This is a genomic window from Aeromicrobium sp. Root236 (genome assembly GCF_001428805.1).
GTDB lineage: Bacteria > Actinomycetota > Actinomycetes > Propionibacteriales > Nocardioidaceae > Aeromicrobium.
The window spans coordinates 2417126-2433242 of record NZ_LMIS01000001.1; the positions used below are offsets into that span (position 1 = coordinate 2417126).

The following is a 16117-nucleotide window of genomic DNA, read 5'->3' on the forward strand; positions in this document are numbered from 1 at the left end:
TGACGGGGTTGCGTCGTCTGGGGGGTGAGCGGCGCAAGGGGCGCCGCAGGACAGGAGAATCCCATGCCTCGCATCCCCGCCCTCGCTCCCAAGGACGCCGGCGCGCTCGTCAAGATCGGCTACCGGATGGCGCGCAAGCAGCTGGGTGAGGTGCCCGAACCCTTCGCGATCATGGCGCACCACCGCAAGATCTTCGTGCTCGCCGCCCGGCACGAGCTCGCGCTGCAGAAGGCGATGCACGTCGTTCCGGCGCCGCTCGTCGAGCTCGCGGTCTACCGCACGGCCTGGACCGTCGGCTGCTCGTGGTGCGTCGACTTCGGCGCGATGCTGCAGCGCCTCGAGGGCCTCGACATCGACCGGCTCAAGGAGATCGGCGAGTTCGAGGCGTCGGGCAAGTTCACCGACGACGAGCGGGAGGTCATCCGCTACGCCGACGCGATGACCGCGACGCCGACGGAGGTCACCGACGAGCAGGTCGCGTCGCTGGTGGAGAAGTACGGGTACGACGGCGTGCTCGAGCTGACCTACCAGATCTCGCACGAGAACCAGCGCGCCCGGATGTATCACGCGCTCGGCATCACCGAGCAGGGCTTCAGCTCCGGCGACGCGTGCCGGGTGCCCTGGGCTACTGACTCGGCCGAGCCGGCCAGTCAGGCAGTCTGACGCCCGACCACTTCTCCGGGTTGGCCACGTCGTACGTCGCGCAGACCAGGCCGTCGCGCACCGCGAACCCGGCGACGCGCGGCGGCGAGCTGTTGCGAGCGGTCTCGCCCTGCCACCCGAAGGTCGCGACGCCCAGCTGCCCGTTGACCCGGACGAGCTCCATGCTGGTGAGCGCGTCGGGGCCGTAGCGCTTGAGCAGACCGAGGTAGAACCGGGCGAACTTCTCGGCACCGTGGATCACGTTGACCGCCGTGTTGGTGGTGCCGTTGGCGTCGCCCATGACCAGGGCGTCGGGGTGCAGGGTCGCGAGCACGGCGTTGAGGTCGCCGGTCGCCATCGCCGCGAGGAACCGGCCGACAGCCGCATCGTGCTCCTCGTCCGGCACCGGCGGTGGCGGGTCCGCGACGGTCCTCCGGGCGCGGGAGGCGAGCTGTCGTGCGTAGGCCGCCTGGATGCCGAGCACGTCGGCGATCTCGTCGAACGGCACGCCGAACGCGTCGTGCAGCACGAACGCGACGCGCTGGTCCGGCGGCAGCACGTCCAGCACGACGAGGGCCGCGAACCGGTTGTCCTCGTCGCGGACGACGGTCTCGAGCGGGTCGTCCGAACGGTCAGACGCTGCGAGTGGGGTGACGATCGGCTCGGGCAGCCACTGTCCGACGTACGTCTCGCGCCGCGCGGCAGCTGACGTGAGGCGATCGAGGCACAGGCGGCTGACGACGGTGGTGAGCCAGGCCTGCAGGTTGTCGATGGCTGCGTCGGTGCGGTGCAACCGCAGCCAGGCCTCCTGCACCGCGTCCTCGGCGTCGGCGACGCTGCCGGTCAGCCGGTAGGCGACGTTGATCAGGCGAGGGCGTTCAGCCTCGAACGTGTCGACCAGGGTCATGGCTCAGTCGCGCTCCATCGGACAGGACATGCACCGCGGACCACCCCGGCCCGAGCCGAGCTCCGAGCCGCTGATGGCGACGACCTCGATGCCGTGCTCCTCGAGGCGGGCGTTGGTCTGCTCGTTGCGCTCGTAGGCCACGGCGAGGCGCGGGGCGATCGCCAACGTGTTGTTGCCGTCGTCCCACTGCTCGCGCTCGGCCGTGACCGGGTCGAGGCCGGTGTCGATCTGGTGCAGGGTGTCGATGCCCATGGCCTTGGCGGCGGCAATGAAGAACGACTGCTCGTCGTCGACCACGAGCTCATCGCCCGTGAAGGTCACGGCGTGCGCGCGCAGGTCGTGGGCCATGTTGGGATAGATGACGACGGTGTCGACGTCGACCATCGTGACGATCGTGTCGAGGTGCATCGTGGCGCGCTCCTGCGCGATCGGCACCGCGAGCACGGTGTGGGCGAGCCCGCCGGTCAGCACCTGGCGGGCGAACCGCTCGAAGCCGGCCGGGGTCGTACGCTCGCCGACGCCGACCGCGATGACGCCGGGCGCCAGGAGCAGCACGTCACCGCCCTCGACGTGCTCGAGGTGCGGGCCGTGGACGCGCGGGACGTCGGCGAAGCGGGGGTGGTGCTCGTAGATCAGGCCGGTCAGCTGGGTCTCGCGGACCCGGGCCGGCATGGCCAGGCTCGTGACGGCGACGTGACCCGGCAGCCACACGGACGAGTCGCGGGTGAACAGCAGGTTGGGCAGCGGCTCGATGAGGAAGTCCTCGGGCGGCAGCAGGCTCGTGACGATGCTGCGGAAGCTCGTCACCTCGTCGTTGCGCAGGCCCGCGGTCAGGGTCAGGGCCAGCTCCTCGGGCGCGAGGTCGGTCATGACGCGGGCGATGTGCCGCCGCAGGCCGTCGCCGAGCTGCAGGCTCGCCGTGGTGCTCTCGATGATCGTCGCGCGAGCCTCCTCGACCGCGAGCGCCTCGACCAGCAGCTCCACGAGGTAGAGCACCTCGACGTCACGGTCGCGCAGCGCCTGGGCGAACGCGTCGTGCTCGTCCTGTGCCCGGCCGAGCCACGGGATGCCGTCGAACAGCAGCTGGTCGTTGTTGCGTGGGGTCAGCCGGCCGAGCTCGGGGCCGGGCCGGTGCAGCATGACCGTACGCAGGCGACCGACTTCGCTGTCCGCTCCGAGACCCATGCAGTCACCCTAGATGACGGGGCCCGCAGGAAAGTCGGCTGATTCTGCTGCAATAGCGGAAAGGCTGTTCTAGTCTCGTTTCCGAGGGACCGACGACACCTGGAGACACTCCCATGCACTTCCTCCGAACCCGTTCATTCCGCCGCGTCTCGGCGCTGCTCGTGACCGCCGTGTGCCTGATCGGCGCCGCGCCGTCCAACGCGCAGGCCGCCGAACCTGACGGCATCGACCTGGGCAGCCTGCTCTGTGGCATCCGGCTCGGGACGATGACCAACACGGCCGCGCCGACGATCTCCGGCACCGCCAAGGTCGCCTCGACGCTGACCGCGTCCCCAGGTACGTGGAGCCCGACGGGTGCGACGTTCACCTACCAGTGGCTCGCCGACGGGGCAGCCGTCACGCCCGCGACGGCCTCGCCGACGTACGTGGTCCCTGCGGGCGCCGTCGGCAAGAAGATCTCGGTCAAGGTGACCGCCTCCAAGTGCATGAAGAACCCGGGCAGCGCCACCAGCGCGCAGACCGCGGCGGTGCCGGCCATGACGGTGCTCGGCTACTCCGTCCCGACCATCACGGGCACCCCCAAGGTCGGCCAGACCCTGACCGCCAATGAAGGCACCTGGACCCCTGACGGCGTCACGTTCACCTACAAGTGGCTCGCCGAGGGCACCGTCATCGCCGGCGCGACCGCCAAGACGTACGTGCCGACAGCGGCCGACGTCGGCAAGCGCATCCAGGTGACCGTCACCGGCACCAAGGCCGGCTACCTCCCGACGTTCGTCACGAGCCAGGCCACGGCGTCGGTCGCCCCTGCGGTGGCCACACCGGTCACCAACACCGTCGCACCGACCATCAGCGGCACGCCCAAGGTCGGTGAGACCCTGACCGTCAGCCCCGGCACCTGGACGCCGACCGGCGTGACGTTCACCTACCAGTGGCTCGTCGACGGCGTCCCGATCGAGGGCGCCACCGGCTCGAAGTTCTCGCCGGGCACCGCCCGCGCCGGCAAGAAGCTCTCGGTCGCCGTGACCGGGTCCAAGGCCGGCTACACGTCCGTCACCGTCACGACCGCCGAGACGGCGCCGATCGCCCAGCTGCCCCAGCTCGGCTACGGCACGCCGACGATCACCGGCACCGCCAAGGTCGGGCAGACGCTGACCGCCAACGAGGGCACCTGGACGCCGGACGGCGTGACGTTCACCTACCAGTGGTACTCCGAGGGCGTCCTCGTCGCCGGTGCGACCGCCAAGACGTACGTCCCGACGGCGGCTGACGTGAACAAGCGGATCCAGGTCCGGGTCACCGGAGCCAAGACCGGCTACCTCACGACGTACGCCACGAGCGCGCCGACGGTGAGGGTCGTCGCGGCGGGCTGACTCCGGGCCGATTCTGTGTCGAGCGACGCACCCCGTTTTTTAACGGTGGTGGCCCTCCCGGGCATACGCTCGTACGTGTGGATTGGAACGACTACGACGCTGCGCTCTTCGACCTCGACGGCGTGATCACGCCGACGGCCGAAGTGCACATGCGCGCCTGGGCCCAGATGTTCGGCGACTTCCTCAAGGAGCGGGGAATCGCCGAGCCGTACACCGACGACGACTACTACACGTACGTCGACGGCAAGCCGCGCTACGAGGGCGTCCGGTCGTTCCTCGCGAGCCGCGGGATCGAGCTGCCCGAGGGTGATCCCGCCGATCCTCCGTCGTCCTCGTCGGTCGCCGGTCTCGGCAACCGCAAGAACGTCGACTTCGAGCAGATCCTGGAGACCGACGGCGTCGAGCCCTACCCCGGCTCGGTGGCGCTCGTGAACGCGCTGGTCGAACGCGGCACCAAGATGGCGATCGTGTCGAGCTCGCGCAACGCCAAGCCGGTGCTGCGAGCCGCCAAGATGATCGACTTCTTCCCCGTGATCGTGGACGGTGCCGTGGCGGGCGAGCGTGGCCTCGCCGGCAAGCCGCAGCCCGACACGTTCCTCGACGCCGCCGAGCAGCTCGGTGTGCCCAAGGAGCGGGCCGTCGTGTTCGAGGACGCGCTGTCGGGCGTCGCTGCCGGGCGCGCCGGTGACTTCGGCCTGGTCGTCGGCGTCGACCGCGGTGTCGGCCCGGACAAGCTGCGGGAGAACGGCGCCGACGTCGTCGTCCAGGACCTCGAGGAGCTCGTATGACGATGACCGGGCCTTCGCACGTCGCCCCCCAGGTCCACGACTTCCTCGACCGCACGCGCTACCCGGTCGACGAGTGGGCGTTGATCGAGAACAACATCAACAGCCAGGACCTCGGCACCACCGAGACGCTGTTCTCGGTCGGCAACGGCTACCTCGGCCTGCGCGGCAACGTCGACGAGGGACGCGACTCCTACTCGCATGGCACCTACATCAACGGCTTCCACGAGACCTGGCCGATCCAGCACGCCGAGGAGGCCTTCGGCTTCGCGCGCGTCGGCCAGACGATCGTCAACGCCCCCGACGCCAAGGTCATCCGCCTCTACGTCGACGACGAGCCGCTGCTGCTGCAGATCGCCGACCTCATGGAGTACGAGCGGCGCCTCGACTTCCGCTCCGGCGTGATGTCCCGCGAGATCCTGTGGCGTACGCCCGGCGGCAAGCGCGTGCAGATCCGCTCGCGTCGCATGGTCTCGTTCACGCAGCGCCACCTCGCGATCATGACGTTCGAGGTGACGATGCTCGACGACTACGCCCCGGTGGCGATCTCGTCGCAGATCCTCAACCGTCAGGACGGCGAGGACGAGTACCACGTACGCGCCAAGGCCATGGGTGAAGGCGTCGACCCGCGCAAGGCCAGCAGCATGCGCCACCGCGTCCTGCTGCCGCAGAGCAACTGGGGCAACGTCGCCGACGGCCGGGTCGCGCTGGGCTACCAGTGCGCCGAGAGCGGCATGACGATCGCGGTCGCCGCCGACCACCGTCTCGAGACGGCCAACAACTACACCAAGCGCATCCAGACCGACGACGACCTGGCCAAGATGACCTATCGCATCGACGCCGAGCCCGGGCAGCCGATCACGTTGACCAAGATGGTCAGCTATCACACGTCGCGCGGCGTGCCGTCGCGTGAGCTGCTCGACCGCTGCACCCGGACGCTCGACCGCGCCCAGACCGAGGGTCTGGACCAGCAGCTCGCGGACCAGCGTCAGTGGCTCGACGACTTCTGGGAGCGCTCGGACGTCGAGGTCCCCGGCCAGCCCGAGGTGCAGCAGGCCGTGCGCTGGAACCTCTTCCAGATCGCGCAGGCGTCGGCTCGTGCCGAGGGCACCGGCATCCCCGCCAAGGGCGTCACGGGCTCCGGCTACGGCGGCCACTACTTCTGGGACACCGAGGTCTACGTCCTGCCATTCCTGACCTACACGACACCGCGCGCGGCCCGCAACGCGTTGCGCTTCCGCTACACGCTGCTCGACGCGGCTCGCAACCGTGCCAAGCAGCTGGCGCAGCACGGCGCCCTGTTCCCGTGGCGGACGATCAACGGCGAGGAGGCCTCGGCCTACTACGCCGCCGGCACCGCGCAGTATCACATCGACGCCGACATCTCGTACGCGTTGAGCCAGTACCTCGCCGCGACCGGGGACCTCGACTTCCTGACCCGCGAGGGCATCGACGTGCTCGTCGAGACCGCCCGCATGTGGGTCGACCTCGGCTTCTGGCGCAACGAGGAGGACGGCACGTTCCACATCCACGGCGTGACCGGACCCGACGAGTACACGACGGTCGTCAACGACAACCTCTTCACCAACGTCATGGCCCGGTTCAACCTGCGCCGCGCGGCGGAGGCCGTACGCGAGCTGGCGATCCGCGACGGGCGCGAGTACGACCGCGTCGTCAAGCGCCTCGAGCTCGACGAGCGTGAGGTCGCCGACTGGGAGCGGGCCGCCAGCGACATGGCGATCCCCTACGACGAGCACCTCGGCGTGCACCCGCAGGACCAGCACTTCCTCGAGCGCGAGGTGTGGGACCTGGCCAACACGCCGATGGACAAGCGGCCGCTGCTGCTGCACTACCACCCGCTCGTGATCTACCGGTTCCAGGTGCTCAAGCAGGCCGACGTCGTGCTCGCGCTGTTCCTGCAGGGCGACCAGTTCGACCCCGAGGAGAAGCGCGCCGACTTCGAGTACTACGACCCGATCACGACGGGCGACTCGACGCTGTCCGCCGTGGTGCAGTCGATCATCGCGGCCGAGGTCGGCTACCACGACCTGGCGCTGCGCTACTTCCTGTCGGCGCTGTTCGTCGACCTCGCCGACCGGCACCACAACACCTCCGACGGCGTGCACGTCGCGTCGACGGGTGGCGTGTGGAGCGCGCTGGTCAACGGGTTCGGTGGCTTCCGCGACTACCAGGGCGTGTTCACGCTCGACCCGAGGCTCCCCGAGTCGTGGGACTCGCTGGTCTTCCGCGTCACCCTGCGCGGCACCCGCGTACGTGTCACGGTCCTGCCGGAAAGCGTGGAGCTCAGCGTCGAGGAGGGCAAGGAGGCGACGATCTCGATCCGCGGCCACGAGGTCACGGTGCTGCCGGGCGACCCGGTGTCCGTCCCGCTCGACGGCCAGGGCCCCCGCATCGAGGGCGAGCCGTCGCCGGTGCCCGGTCGCCGGCGCGCTGACGGCACGATCATCTCGGCCATCGTCCCCGGCACGTGACGGCGCGGATCAGGTCGTCTGGTCCTTTCGAGTCATAATTCTGCTGTTCGAACGTCTCATGTGGGCAAACGACTTACCCTGAAATCGGGAGTCGAGGCGTATCGGAAGGCAAACGCAGTGATCACCGTGATGTGGAAGACCGCCGACGGCGAGACCGGTGAGGTCATGCTCGACGGCGACGCCAAGTGGACGTTCGGACGTACCGGCGGGGTCGAGGACCTGACCGTTGCGGTCGACAACCCCGCCGTCAGCCGTACGGCCCTGGTGATCCGCGACGCGGGTCCCGGACCGGTCGTGTTCCGCGGCCAGATCGACAACGGCGCCAAGGTCGCGCTCGTGAGCGTCATCGGCTCGATCACGTGGCTCGACGAGGGCACCGCCGGCAACCTCACCGCCGAGGAGAACCGGGTCGAGTTCTCGATCAACGACGAGGTCCTGCTGACGATCGACGTCGAGTTCGAGCAGCGCGGCAGCGTCGTCGAACGGCAGCAGTCGGCCGACGCCTGACCCTCGGTCGTTGAGCTTGTCGCAAGGACGCTCGCTACGCTCGATCGCATGTCGTTCGTCTCCGGGCTGCCCAAGGCAGAGCTCCATGTCCACCACGTCGGTTCTGCCTCGATGCGCACCGTCGCCGAGCTGGCCGAGCGCCACGCCGGTTCCACCTCCGTGCCCACGGACCCGGAAGCCCTCGCCGAGTTCTTCACGTTCACCGACTTCGCCCACTTCATCGAGGTCTATCTCTCCGTCGTCGACCTCCTGCGCACGCCCGAGGACCTCTGGACGCTGACCTACGACGTCGCCCGCGACCTTGCCGCGCAGAACGTCCGCTACGTCGAGCTGACCTGCACGCCCTACACCTCGATCGCCGTCGGCATCAGCGCTGAGGCGTACTGCGAAGCGCTCGAGGACGCGCGCCGCAGGGCTGAGGCGGACTTCGACCTCACGATGCGCTGGTGCTTCGACATCCCCGGCGAGTCCGGCCTGCCGTCTGCCGAGGTCACGCTCGACACCGCCCTGCGCCTGCAGCCCGACGGTCTCGTGAGCTTCGGGCTCGGTGGTCCCGAGATCGGCGTGACCCGTCCGCAGTTCGCGCCCTACTTCCAGCAGGCCATCGCGGCCGGGCTGCACAGCGTCCCGCACGCCGGCGAGTCGACCGGACCCGAGACGATCTGGGACTCGATCAACCACCTGGGCGCCGAGCGCATCGGGCACGGCATCGCCGCCGCACAGGATCCCGCCCTGATGGCCCACCTCGCCGAGCACGACATCACGCTCGAGGTCTGCCCGACGTCCAACGTCTGCACGCGGTCCGTGCCGTCGATGGCCGAGCACCCGCTCCCCGCCCTCGTCGCCGCCGGCGTACCCGTCACGATCAACTCCGACGACCCGCCGATGTTCTCCACGACGCTCAACCACGAGTACGAGGTCGCCGCCGAGCTGCTCGGCCTGGACGAGAGCGGCATCGCGGATCTCGCGCGTGCGTCCGTACGCTCGTCCTTCGCCGACGACGCGACCAAGGCCGCGATCATCGACGAGATCGACACCTACACCGCCAACGCCTGACCCTTCAGCCGTTGGCGGTGACCTGCTCGCCCATCGTTCCGCTCGGCGGTGAGCTGGTCGCCCTTCGGGCTGCCTGAAGGGCGACGAACCCACCGCCCGTCGCTGAGGGGTTGACGGGTGCATCACCACATGGTTATCTATAACCACCAAGTTACATAAAGGAATGGTTATCGAATGGACGACGATCAGCTCGACCTCGTGTTCGGCGCGCTGGCCGACCGCACGCGCCGCGCCATCCTGGCCCGGCTCGCGCAGGAGGACGCCAACGTGGGTGACCTCACCGCGTTGTTCACGATGTCGCAGCCGGCCATCTCCAAGCACCTCAAGGTGTTGGAGCAGGCCGGGCTGATCTCGCGCAACCGGCAGGGGACGATGCGCCTCAGCCACCTCGAGGCCGCGCCCCTCAAGGACGCCACCGGATGGCTGGCGGACTACCGGGAGTACTGGTCCGAGAGCTACGCGCGACTCGACGAGCTGCTCGACTCACTCGACTGACCCACGCACCCAAGGAGAGCACCATGAAGAACACCACCGACACCCTGACCATCGAGACCCCGGGCACGCACGCGATCACGGTCTCGCGCGAGTTCGACGCCCCGGTCGACAAGGTCTATCGCGCCATGACGGACCCCGAGCTGATCGCCCGCTGGATGGGCCCCCGATACCTGACCAACACCGAGATGACCCACGAGCCGCGCCACGGCGGCACGTGGTCGCTCGTCCAGCGCGACCCTGACGGCAACGAGTACGCCTTCCGCGGCGTCGTCCACGGCGAGCCCACTCCCGAGCTGTCGATGCGGACGTTCGAGTGGATGGGCATGCCCGGTCATGTCTCGTTCGAGACCTTGCGACTGGTCGACCTCGGCGACGGACGCTCCCGCGCCGACAGCGTCACGGTGTTCACCTCGACCGAGGATCGCGACGGGATGGCGAGCAGCGGCATGGACGTCGGCGTTCGCGAGGGCTACGAGCGCCTCGACGAGATCCTGGCCACCCTCTGACATCCACACCGTGAGGAGGAGATCGTGATGAGCAAGGTCATGTCACACATGACGATGTCGCTGGACGGCTTCATCGCCGACCCGCACGACGGCATCGACGAGCTGTTCGGCTGGTACGGCGCGGGAGACGTCAGCCTCACCTCAGCCAACGAGGACATCGCGTTCAACGTGGACGAGGCCGGCGCCGGCCTTCTGCGAGCCTGGATGGCGGACGTCGGTGCGCTCGTCTGCGGTCGGCGACTGTTCGACATCACCGACGGCTGGGGCGACAACCATCCGGTTGGCTCGCCGGTCGTGGTGGTGACGCATCACGTCCCTGACGACGCGCACCGCTGGCCGAGGACGACGTTCGCCGGCAGCGTCGAGGCCGGCATCGCCCAGGCGAAGGAGATCGCCGGTGACAAGGACGTCACCGTCGCCAGCGCCGACGTCGCTCGACAGGCGCTCGACCTGGGTCTTCTCGACGAGGTCCACGTCAGTCTCGTCCCGGTGTTGCTGGGCTCGGGGATCCCGTACTTCGCGAATCTGGGCGCCGCTCCGCACAGGCTCGAGGACCCGATCGTGACGCCGGGGACCCGGGCGACGCATCTGCAGTACGCCGTCAAGCGCGACTGATCCTGCTCCCGCGGGGTCAGATCGCGGTCGCGGGTGCCGGGGCGAGCGGCACGCGTACGAGCAGGACGCCGGGCTGGACCTCGGCGGTGATCTCCTGGCCCTCGCCGACAGGGTCGCCGTCGAGCTGCATCGGCATCATCTTCTCGGCCTTGATGTGCACCTTGTGACCGGTGAGCCGGTCGAGCCGCTCATTCGTACGCTTCTGGCGGCCGATGACGCGCACGATGATCGCGAGCCAGCCGATGAACCGCTTAGGCGCGAGCACCACGACGTCGAGCCTGCCGTCGTCGATCTGGGCGTCGGGCAGCAGGGGGATGCCGCCCTGGAGGAACCCGACGTTGCCGACCACGACCGTACGGGCGCGGAACTTCTTGAACTCGCCGTCGTCGACCGAGATCTGCACCTTCATCGCGGGGAAGCGCGCCGCCTTGACCCCGCTGACGAAGTAGGCCAGCCAGCCGACCTTGGCCTTGAGCTGGTCGTTGACGCCGGTCATGATCGCGGCGTCCATGCCCAGGCCGGCCATGACGAGGAACGTCGTGTTGGTGCCCGAGTCGGTCCGGAGCGTCGACAGGTCGATCGCCCGGTCCTGGCCGCCGAACACGACGTCGAGGGCGTCGCGGGTGTTGAGCGGGATCGACAGGTTGCGGGCCAGCAGGTTGCCGGTGCCGTGCGGCAGGATGCCGACGGCCACACCCGTGCGGGCAACCTCCTCGCACACCGCGCGGACCGTGCCGTCGCCGCCGGCCGCGACGATGAGGTCGACGTCGGCGCGCAGCGCGGCGCTGGCCTGACCGTGGCCGGGATCCTCGATCGTGGTCTCGAACCAGAGCGGTTCCTTCCACCCGTCGCGGTGGGCCACGAGGCGTACGCGCTCCTTGAACGCCTCGACGTCGGCGATCTTGGACGGGTTGAGCACGACGGCTGCCCGCTTGCGACCAGAGCCGGTGAGGGCGGCGAGCTCGTGGGGCACACGGGTGGCGTCGCTGACCAGCACGATCCAGAGCCCGAGGGCGACCGCCGTGCCGAAGCTGAGACCGGCCACGACGTCGCTGAGGTAGTGCACGCCGAGGAAGATGCGGCTCGCGCCGACTCCGAGGGCCATGAGGACGAGCAGGGTGATGAGGATGCGGCGCTTCCAGCCGCGGCCCGTCAGCACGATCGTCATGAGGATCGCAACGGTGAACAGCATGCCCGCACCGGAGGAGTGCCCGCTCGGGAACGAGTAGCCGCCGATCTCGTGCAGCGGCTTGTCGAAGACCGGGCGCTCGCGCTCGTACGCCAGCTTGATCAGGGCGTTGCCGACGATCGCGACAATCCCGCTGACGGCGATCCAGATCGCGACGCGACGCTCGTGGCGCCACAGCGCGTACGCGGCAAGCAGCAGCAGGACGATCGCCGCGCCGAGGTTGCTGAACACGACCGCGACGACGTCGAGGAAGTCGACGAGGCCGCCGTGGCGGGACGCGTAGTCGTACGCGTCCTGTGCCACGTCGTGGTCGAGGTCGATGACCGCATTGGCGCCGACACCCACGCAGATCGCCAGGACCGCGAACAGGGTGGCCGGGGCGGCGAGGGCCCACCAGAGGATGGCCCGGCGTGCAGGCGCGGCACGACGCAGATCGAACGACAAGCTTCCTCCTCAGGGGTCGACCCAGCCTAAGGCACTGCGACCGGGCCCGCCTCGGCTCACCCGCCCCCGCATCTCGCCCGGCGGCGTTCTCCTCCTTCGCCGCACAACCCCGGTGCGCCTCAGTCGTCGGCCTTGCCGGATCGAGCGCGGATGGCGGGCTCGCTGATCGAGGCGGGACCGATCACAGTGCCTAATGGACTGAGTTGCGGGCGCCAGCCGGACGATAGGCTGAGGCAGTGATTGAAGCCCGGATCCTGCGAGAAGACCCTGATGCCGTACGCGCTGCCCAGAGGCGCCGGGGCGAGTCGACCGAGCTCGTCGACGAGCTCATCCGCGCGGACGAGGAGCGGCGCTCCACGATCTCGGCGTACGAGGCGGTGCGCGGCGAGCAGAAGAACCTCGGCAAGCTGATCCCCAAGGCCCAGGGCGACGAGAAGCAGGAGCTGTTGGCCCGTGCCAAGGAGCTGAGCCAGCAGGTCAAGGACGCCGAGGCCGCGCAGGTCGATGCGGCCGAGACGTTCGAGCGGCTCATGAAGACGCTGCCCAACCTTGCCTCGCCCGAAGCCCCTGAGGGTGGCGAGGACGACTTCGTGGTGATCGACACCGTCGGCACGCCGCGCGACTTCGCGGCCGAGGGCTTCGAGCCGCGCGACCACCTCGAGCTCGGGCAGCTGCTCGGCGCGATCGACAGCGAGCGTGGCGTCAAGGTCAGCGGCTCGCGCTTCTACTTCCTGACCGGTGTGGGCGCGCAGCTCGAGCTGGCGCTGACCCAGCTCGCGATGAGCAAGGCCGCCGAGTGGGGCTTCACGCCGATGATCCCGCCCGCGCTGGTCAAGCCGAGCGCGATGGAGGGCACCGGCTACCTCGGGCAGGGCGCGGCGGACGACGTCTACTACCTCGAGAAGGACGACCTCTACCTCGTCGGTACGTCCGAGGTCGCGCTCGCGGCGTACCACTCCGACGAGATCCTCGAGGCCGAGTCGCTGCCGCGGCGCTACGCGGCGTTCAGCCCGTGCTACCGCCGCGAGGCCGGCTCGTACGGCAAGGACACCCGGGGCATCTTCCGCGTGCACTGGTTCGACAAGGTCGAGATGTTCGTCTACACGACGCTCGAGGAGTCCTACGCCGAGCACCAGCGCATCCTCGCCTGGGAGAAGTCCTGGCTGGAGGCCCTCGAACTGCCCTACCGCGTCATCGACGTGGCGTCCGGTGACCTCGGCCTGTCGGCGATCCGCAAGTTCGACTGCGAGGCGTGGATCCCCACGCAGGGCAAGTACCGCGAGGTCTCGTCGACGTCCAACACCACCGAGTTCCAGGCCCGCCGCCTCGACATCCGCGTTCGCGGCGCCGAGGGGACGAAGTCCGCGGCGACGCTCAACGGCACGCTGTGCGCCATGACCCGCACGATCATCGCGCTGCTCGAGAACGGCCAGCAGGCCGACGGCTCCGTACGCCTGCCCGCCGCGCTGCACCCGCTGCTCGGCGAGGTCCTGAGGCCCCTCGCGTGACCTGGAAGCCTCGGCTGATCGCGCTGGACGTCGACGGGACGCTCGTCGACGGCGAGAACGTGATGACCGAGGCCGTGCGTTCGGCAGTCCACGCCGTGCGTGACGCCGGCATCGAGACCGTCATCGCGACCGGTCGTGGGGTGCCCGGCGTCATGGACGCGGTGGACAACCTGCGGTTCACCGAGGGCTACGGAGTGGCGAGCAACGGTGCCGTGACGTTCCGCTACGACCCGGAGGTCGAGCTGCTCGACGTCGTCACGTTCGACGCCAGCGAGGCCGTGCGCCGCGTGCTGGAGCACATGCCTGAGGCGCTCGTCGCGGTCGAGGAGGTGGGCGTCGGGTTCCGGCTCAACAAGCCGTTCCCGGACAACGAGATCTCCGGCCAGTTCGTCGTCGAGGACGTCGAGTCACTGATCGCCGAGCCGGTCGCCCGTGTGGTCATCCGGTCGGCGGAGCACAGCCGCGACGAGTTCACCGCGATCGTCAAGGACCTCGGCCTGACCGGCACCAACTACTACATCGGTTACTCCGCGTGGCTCGACCTCGCGCCCGAGGGTGTCTCCAAGGCGTCGGGACTGGAGTTCCTCTGCACCAAGCTCGGTATCGACCGGTCCGACGTGCTGGCCGTGGGTGACGGCAACAACGACCTCGAGATGATCGAGTGGGCCGGCCGCGGGGTGGCGATGGGCCAGGCGCCCGACGACGTCAAGACTGCCGCCGACGAGGTGGTCGGCACGATCGACGAGGACGGCCTGGTCGCCGAGCTCGCCCGCTACGTCTAGCCCTTCAGGAAGCTGAGCCGCACCTCGCGGTCCGGGTTGTCGACGTTGGTGTCGACGAGGCACACCGACTGCCACGTGCCGAGCAGGAGCCGGCCGCCCTGGACCGGCACGGTCATCGAGGGCGCGAGGAATGCCGGCACGACGTGGTCGCGGCCGTGCCCGGGCGTGCCGTGCTGGTGCACCCACCGGTCGTCGCGGGGCAGCAGGTCGTCGAGTGCGGTCAGCAGGTCACCATCGCTGCCGGCGCCGGTCTCGATGATCGCCACACCTGCCGTCGCGTGCGGGACGAACACGTGCAGCAGCCCGTCGCGCTCCTCGCGGACGAACCGCTCGCACTCCGAGGTGAGGTCGTGGACGACCGAGCGCCCACCCGTCCGTACGGAAACCAGCTCACTGCGCATACGACGATCGTTGCACCGGTCCTTGAGCTTGTCGAAAAGGACGTCGAACGCTCAGGCGGTCTTGCTGGTCTCCAGCTCGTCGAACACGTCGAGGACCGCGTCGACCGTCGGCAGGCACGGGCTTGCGGGCGGGGTGAGCGCGTCGTCGCGCTTCTGCTCCCGGGCCCGGCGCAGGTGCCGTTTGATCGTCGAGGTCGAGCACCCGAGGCGCTCGGCGAGCTGGTGGCAGGTGTCCTTGGGGTACGCCTGACGCGCGGTCATGACGGCGTCGTGGTTGACCGGTCCGCCGCCGACACGCGCGGCGCCGTAGGCCGTGGTCGCCTCCGGCTGCACCTCGATGCCGAGCCGGTGGCGAATCACCTCGCGGTCGTGCTCGGTCGTGCACGCGACGTAGCCGGAGACGTCGATCTGGACGACTGCCCGGTAGAGGCACTCGACCATGAGCGGGCAACCGGCGCACTGCCGATGGGCCGTCGCGCGTTTGAGCGTCAGCCGCTCCCACTCGGCCGCCGTGATGTCGGTGCGGGCCGGTGGTGAGTGCAACAGCTCATCCAGGTAGACCTCCGGCTCGAAGGCGCACGGAGGTGCTGTCGTGTCGTCGACGATGGTCATGGGCTCCCTCTTCCCCACGAGCCCGGCCCGATGACACTCCTGCATCGTGCTTGGCTCGCGTTGGAGGCAACTTTAGAGGTACATGCCCCCGGAGCCATCGCTTTCGGCCGAGGTTTCCGAATTGTCACCTTTGGTGTCGTTTGGACCCGGTAGAGCCAGCCTCATGTTCTGGAACTGCGCCTGGGCCTGCACCTGCTGGGCGTAGAGCGCCGCCTGGATGCCGTGGAAGAGCCCCTCGAGCCAGCCGACGAGCTGGGCCTGGGCGATCCGCAGCTCACCCTCGCTGGGCGTCTCGCCGTCGAACGGCAGGCTGAGACGCTCGAGCTCCTCGACCAGCTCGGGGGCGAGGCCGTCCTCGAGCTCCTTGATCGACTGGAGGTGGATGTCCCGCAGACGGGCGCGGCTGGCCTCGTCGAGCGGAGCGGCCTTGACCTCGTCGAGGAGCTGGCGGATCATCCCGCCGATGCGCATCACCTTGGCGGGCTGCTCGACGAGGTCGCCGAGGGACGTACCAGGTGCCGGCGCGGCAATGGCGTTGCCGTCGGGACCGATGATCTCGGGGGATTGCTCAGTCATTGCCTCAGACTATCCAGCGGTCCTGAAGGCCGTGATCTGAGT

17 protein-coding genes are annotated in these 16117 nt (G+C 69.2%); 11 read left to right on the forward strand and 6 right to left on the reverse strand.

Annotated features, from left to right (window positions below):
• The first annotated feature begins 63 nt into the window (after nucleotides 1–63).
• Nucleotides 64–663 (forward strand): carboxymuconolactone decarboxylase family protein, encoded by a 600-nt coding sequence (locus ASE12_RS12135; RefSeq protein ID WP_056400804.1) that lies wholly within the window; start codon nucleotides 64–66, stop codon nucleotides 661–663.
• On the opposite strand, the gene ASE12_RS20080 is transcribed toward ASE12_RS12135, so the two are convergent.
• Entirely contained in the window at nucleotides 626–1549 is a 924-nt protein-coding gene (locus ASE12_RS20080) for a sigma-70 family RNA polymerase sigma factor (protein WP_056400808.1), read from the reverse strand. The genes ASE12_RS12135 and ASE12_RS20080 overlap by 38 nt on opposite strands.
• 3 nt (nucleotides 1550–1552) lie before the next feature.
• The gene (locus ASE12_RS20085) at nucleotides 1553–2734 is read right to left on the reverse strand and encodes an arginine deiminase (protein WP_056400811.1); all 1182 of its coding nucleotides are present in this window, start codon (nucleotides 2732–2734) and stop codon (nucleotides 1553–1555) included.
• Nucleotides 2735–2847: 113 nt separating this feature from the next.
• Between ASE12_RS20085 and ASE12_RS12150 the strand changes: the two genes are divergently transcribed.
• The 8 genes from ASE12_RS12150 (at nucleotide 2848) to ASE12_RS12185 (ending at nucleotide 10563) form a co-directional block, all read left to right on the forward strand.
• Nucleotides 2848–4107 carry a hypothetical protein gene (locus ASE12_RS12150; protein ID WP_056400814.1) on the forward strand — a complete coding sequence of 420 codons (1260 nt, stop codon included), beginning with the start codon at nucleotides 2848–2850 and terminating at the stop codon, nucleotides 4105–4107.
• Between the two features lie 77 nt (nucleotides 4108–4184).
• Nucleotides 4185–4895, forward strand: a complete 711-nt coding sequence (locus tag ASE12_RS12155; RefSeq protein ID WP_056400817.1) for an HAD family phosphatase — start codon at nucleotides 4185–4187, stop codon at nucleotides 4893–4895.
• Entirely contained in the window at nucleotides 4892–7384 is a 2493-nt protein-coding gene (locus ASE12_RS12160; protein WP_369797201.1) for a glycoside hydrolase family 65 protein, read from the forward strand. The genes ASE12_RS12155 and ASE12_RS12160 overlap by 4 nt, the downstream gene beginning before the upstream one ends.
• 117 nt (nucleotides 7385–7501) lie before the next feature.
• The gene (locus ASE12_RS12165; RefSeq protein ID WP_056400820.1) at nucleotides 7502–7891 is read left to right on the forward strand and encodes a hypothetical protein; all 390 of its coding nucleotides are present in this window, start codon (nucleotides 7502–7504) and stop codon (nucleotides 7889–7891) included.
• Between the two features lie 48 nt (nucleotides 7892–7939).
• Nucleotides 7940–8947 (forward strand): adenosine deaminase, encoded by a 1008-nt coding sequence (locus ASE12_RS12170; protein ID WP_056400823.1) that lies wholly within the window; start codon nucleotides 7940–7942, stop codon nucleotides 8945–8947.
• Nucleotides 8948–9121: 174 nt separating this feature from the next.
• Nucleotides 9122–9442, forward strand: coding sequence for a helix-turn-helix transcriptional regulator (locus ASE12_RS12175; protein WP_056400826.1), 321 nt, complete (start codon nucleotides 9122–9124; stop codon nucleotides 9440–9442).
• A 23-nt stretch (nucleotides 9443–9465) separates the two neighbouring features.
• Nucleotides 9466–9948 (forward strand): SRPBCC domain-containing protein, encoded by a 483-nt coding sequence (locus tag ASE12_RS12180; RefSeq protein WP_056400830.1) that lies wholly within the window; start codon nucleotides 9466–9468, stop codon nucleotides 9946–9948.
• A gap of 27 nt (nucleotides 9949–9975) precedes the next feature.
• Entirely contained in the window at nucleotides 9976–10563 is a 588-nt protein-coding gene (locus ASE12_RS12185) for a dihydrofolate reductase family protein (protein ID WP_056400833.1), read from the forward strand.
• A 16-nt stretch (nucleotides 10564–10579) separates the two neighbouring features.
• Here the strand turns inward: ASE12_RS12185 and ASE12_RS12190 are convergent, their stop codons facing one another.
• The gene (locus ASE12_RS12190; protein WP_056400836.1) at nucleotides 10580–12196 is read right to left on the reverse strand and encodes a phosphatase PAP2 family protein; all 1617 of its coding nucleotides are present in this window, start codon (nucleotides 12194–12196) and stop codon (nucleotides 10580–10582) included.
• Between the two features lie 236 nt (nucleotides 12197–12432).
• Here ASE12_RS12190 and serS point away from each other — a divergent pair, with 236 nt between their 5' ends.
• Nucleotides 12433–13704 carry a serine--tRNA ligase gene (gene serS / locus ASE12_RS12195; RefSeq protein WP_056400839.1) on the forward strand — a complete coding sequence of 424 codons (1272 nt, stop codon included), beginning with the start codon at nucleotides 12433–12435 and terminating at the stop codon, nucleotides 13702–13704.
• Nucleotides 13701–14486 (forward strand): HAD family hydrolase, encoded by a 786-nt coding sequence (locus ASE12_RS12200; RefSeq protein WP_056400842.1) that lies wholly within the window; start codon nucleotides 13701–13703, stop codon nucleotides 14484–14486. Before serS ends, ASE12_RS12200 begins: the two co-directional genes overlap by 4 nt.
• Here ASE12_RS12200 and ASE12_RS12205 read toward each other — a convergent pair.
• From ASE12_RS12205 to ASE12_RS12215, 3 genes are all read right to left on the reverse strand, one after another.
• Nucleotides 14483–14887, reverse strand: a complete 405-nt coding sequence (locus ASE12_RS12205) for a secondary thiamine-phosphate synthase enzyme YjbQ (RefSeq protein WP_056400846.1) — start codon at nucleotides 14885–14887, stop codon at nucleotides 14483–14485. The two genes, ASE12_RS12200 and ASE12_RS12205, sit on opposite strands and share 4 nt — an antisense overlap.
• Before the next feature lie 51 nt (nucleotides 14888–14938).
• Nucleotides 14939–15499 carry a WhiB family transcriptional regulator gene (locus ASE12_RS12210; RefSeq protein WP_056400849.1) on the reverse strand — a complete coding sequence of 187 codons (561 nt, stop codon included), beginning with the start codon at nucleotides 15497–15499 and terminating at the stop codon, nucleotides 14939–14941.
• A gap of 72 nt (nucleotides 15500–15571) precedes the next feature.
• Nucleotides 15572–16075 carry a bacterial proteasome activator family protein gene (locus ASE12_RS12215; RefSeq protein ID WP_056400852.1) on the reverse strand — a complete coding sequence of 168 codons (504 nt, stop codon included), beginning with the start codon at nucleotides 16073–16075 and terminating at the stop codon, nucleotides 15572–15574.
• Between the last annotated feature and the right edge of the window lie 42 nt (nucleotides 16076–16117).

Excerpts from the sequence above, each read along its gene's own strand:
- ASE12_RS12210 (WP_056400849.1), bottom strand. The coding sequence starts at position 15,499 with ATGACCATCGTCGACGACACGACAGCACCTCCGTGCGCCTTCGAGCCG.
- ASE12_RS12170 (WP_056400823.1), top strand. The coding sequence starts at position 7,940 with ATGTCGTTCGTCTCCGGGCTGCCCAAGGCAGAGCTCCATGTCCACCAC.
- ASE12_RS12180 (WP_056400830.1), top strand. The coding sequence starts at position 9,466 with ATGAAGAACACCACCGACACCCTGACCATCGAGACCCCGGGCACGCAC.
- ASE12_RS20085 (WP_056400811.1), bottom strand. The coding sequence starts at position 2,734 with ATGGGTCTCGGAGCGGACAGCGAAGTCGGTCGCCTGCGTACGGTCATG.
- ASE12_RS12205 (WP_056400846.1), bottom strand. The coding sequence starts at position 14,887 with ATGCGCAGTGAGCTGGTTTCCGTACGGACGGGTGGGCGCTCGGTCGTC.
- ASE12_RS20080 (WP_056400808.1), bottom strand. The coding sequence starts at position 1,549 with ATGACCCTGGTCGACACGTTCGAGGCTGAACGCCCTCGCCTGATCAAC.
- ASE12_RS12135 (WP_056400804.1), top strand. The coding sequence starts at position 64 with ATGCCTCGCATCCCCGCCCTCGCTCCCAAGGACGCCGGCGCGCTCGTC.
- ASE12_RS12175 (WP_056400826.1), top strand. The coding sequence starts at position 9,122 with ATGGACGACGATCAGCTCGACCTCGTGTTCGGCGCGCTGGCCGACCGC.
- ASE12_RS12160 (WP_369797201.1), top strand. The coding sequence starts at position 4,892 with ATGACGATGACCGGGCCTTCGCACGTCGCCCCCCAGGTCCACGACTTC.
- ASE12_RS12185 (WP_056400833.1), top strand. The coding sequence starts at position 9,976 with ATGAGCAAGGTCATGTCACACATGACGATGTCGCTGGACGGCTTCATC.
- ASE12_RS12150 (WP_056400814.1), top strand. The coding sequence starts at position 2,848 with ATGCACTTCCTCCGAACCCGTTCATTCCGCCGCGTCTCGGCGCTGCTC.
- ASE12_RS12215 (WP_056400852.1), bottom strand. The coding sequence starts at position 16,075 with ATGACTGAGCAATCCCCCGAGATCATCGGTCCCGACGGCAACGCCATT.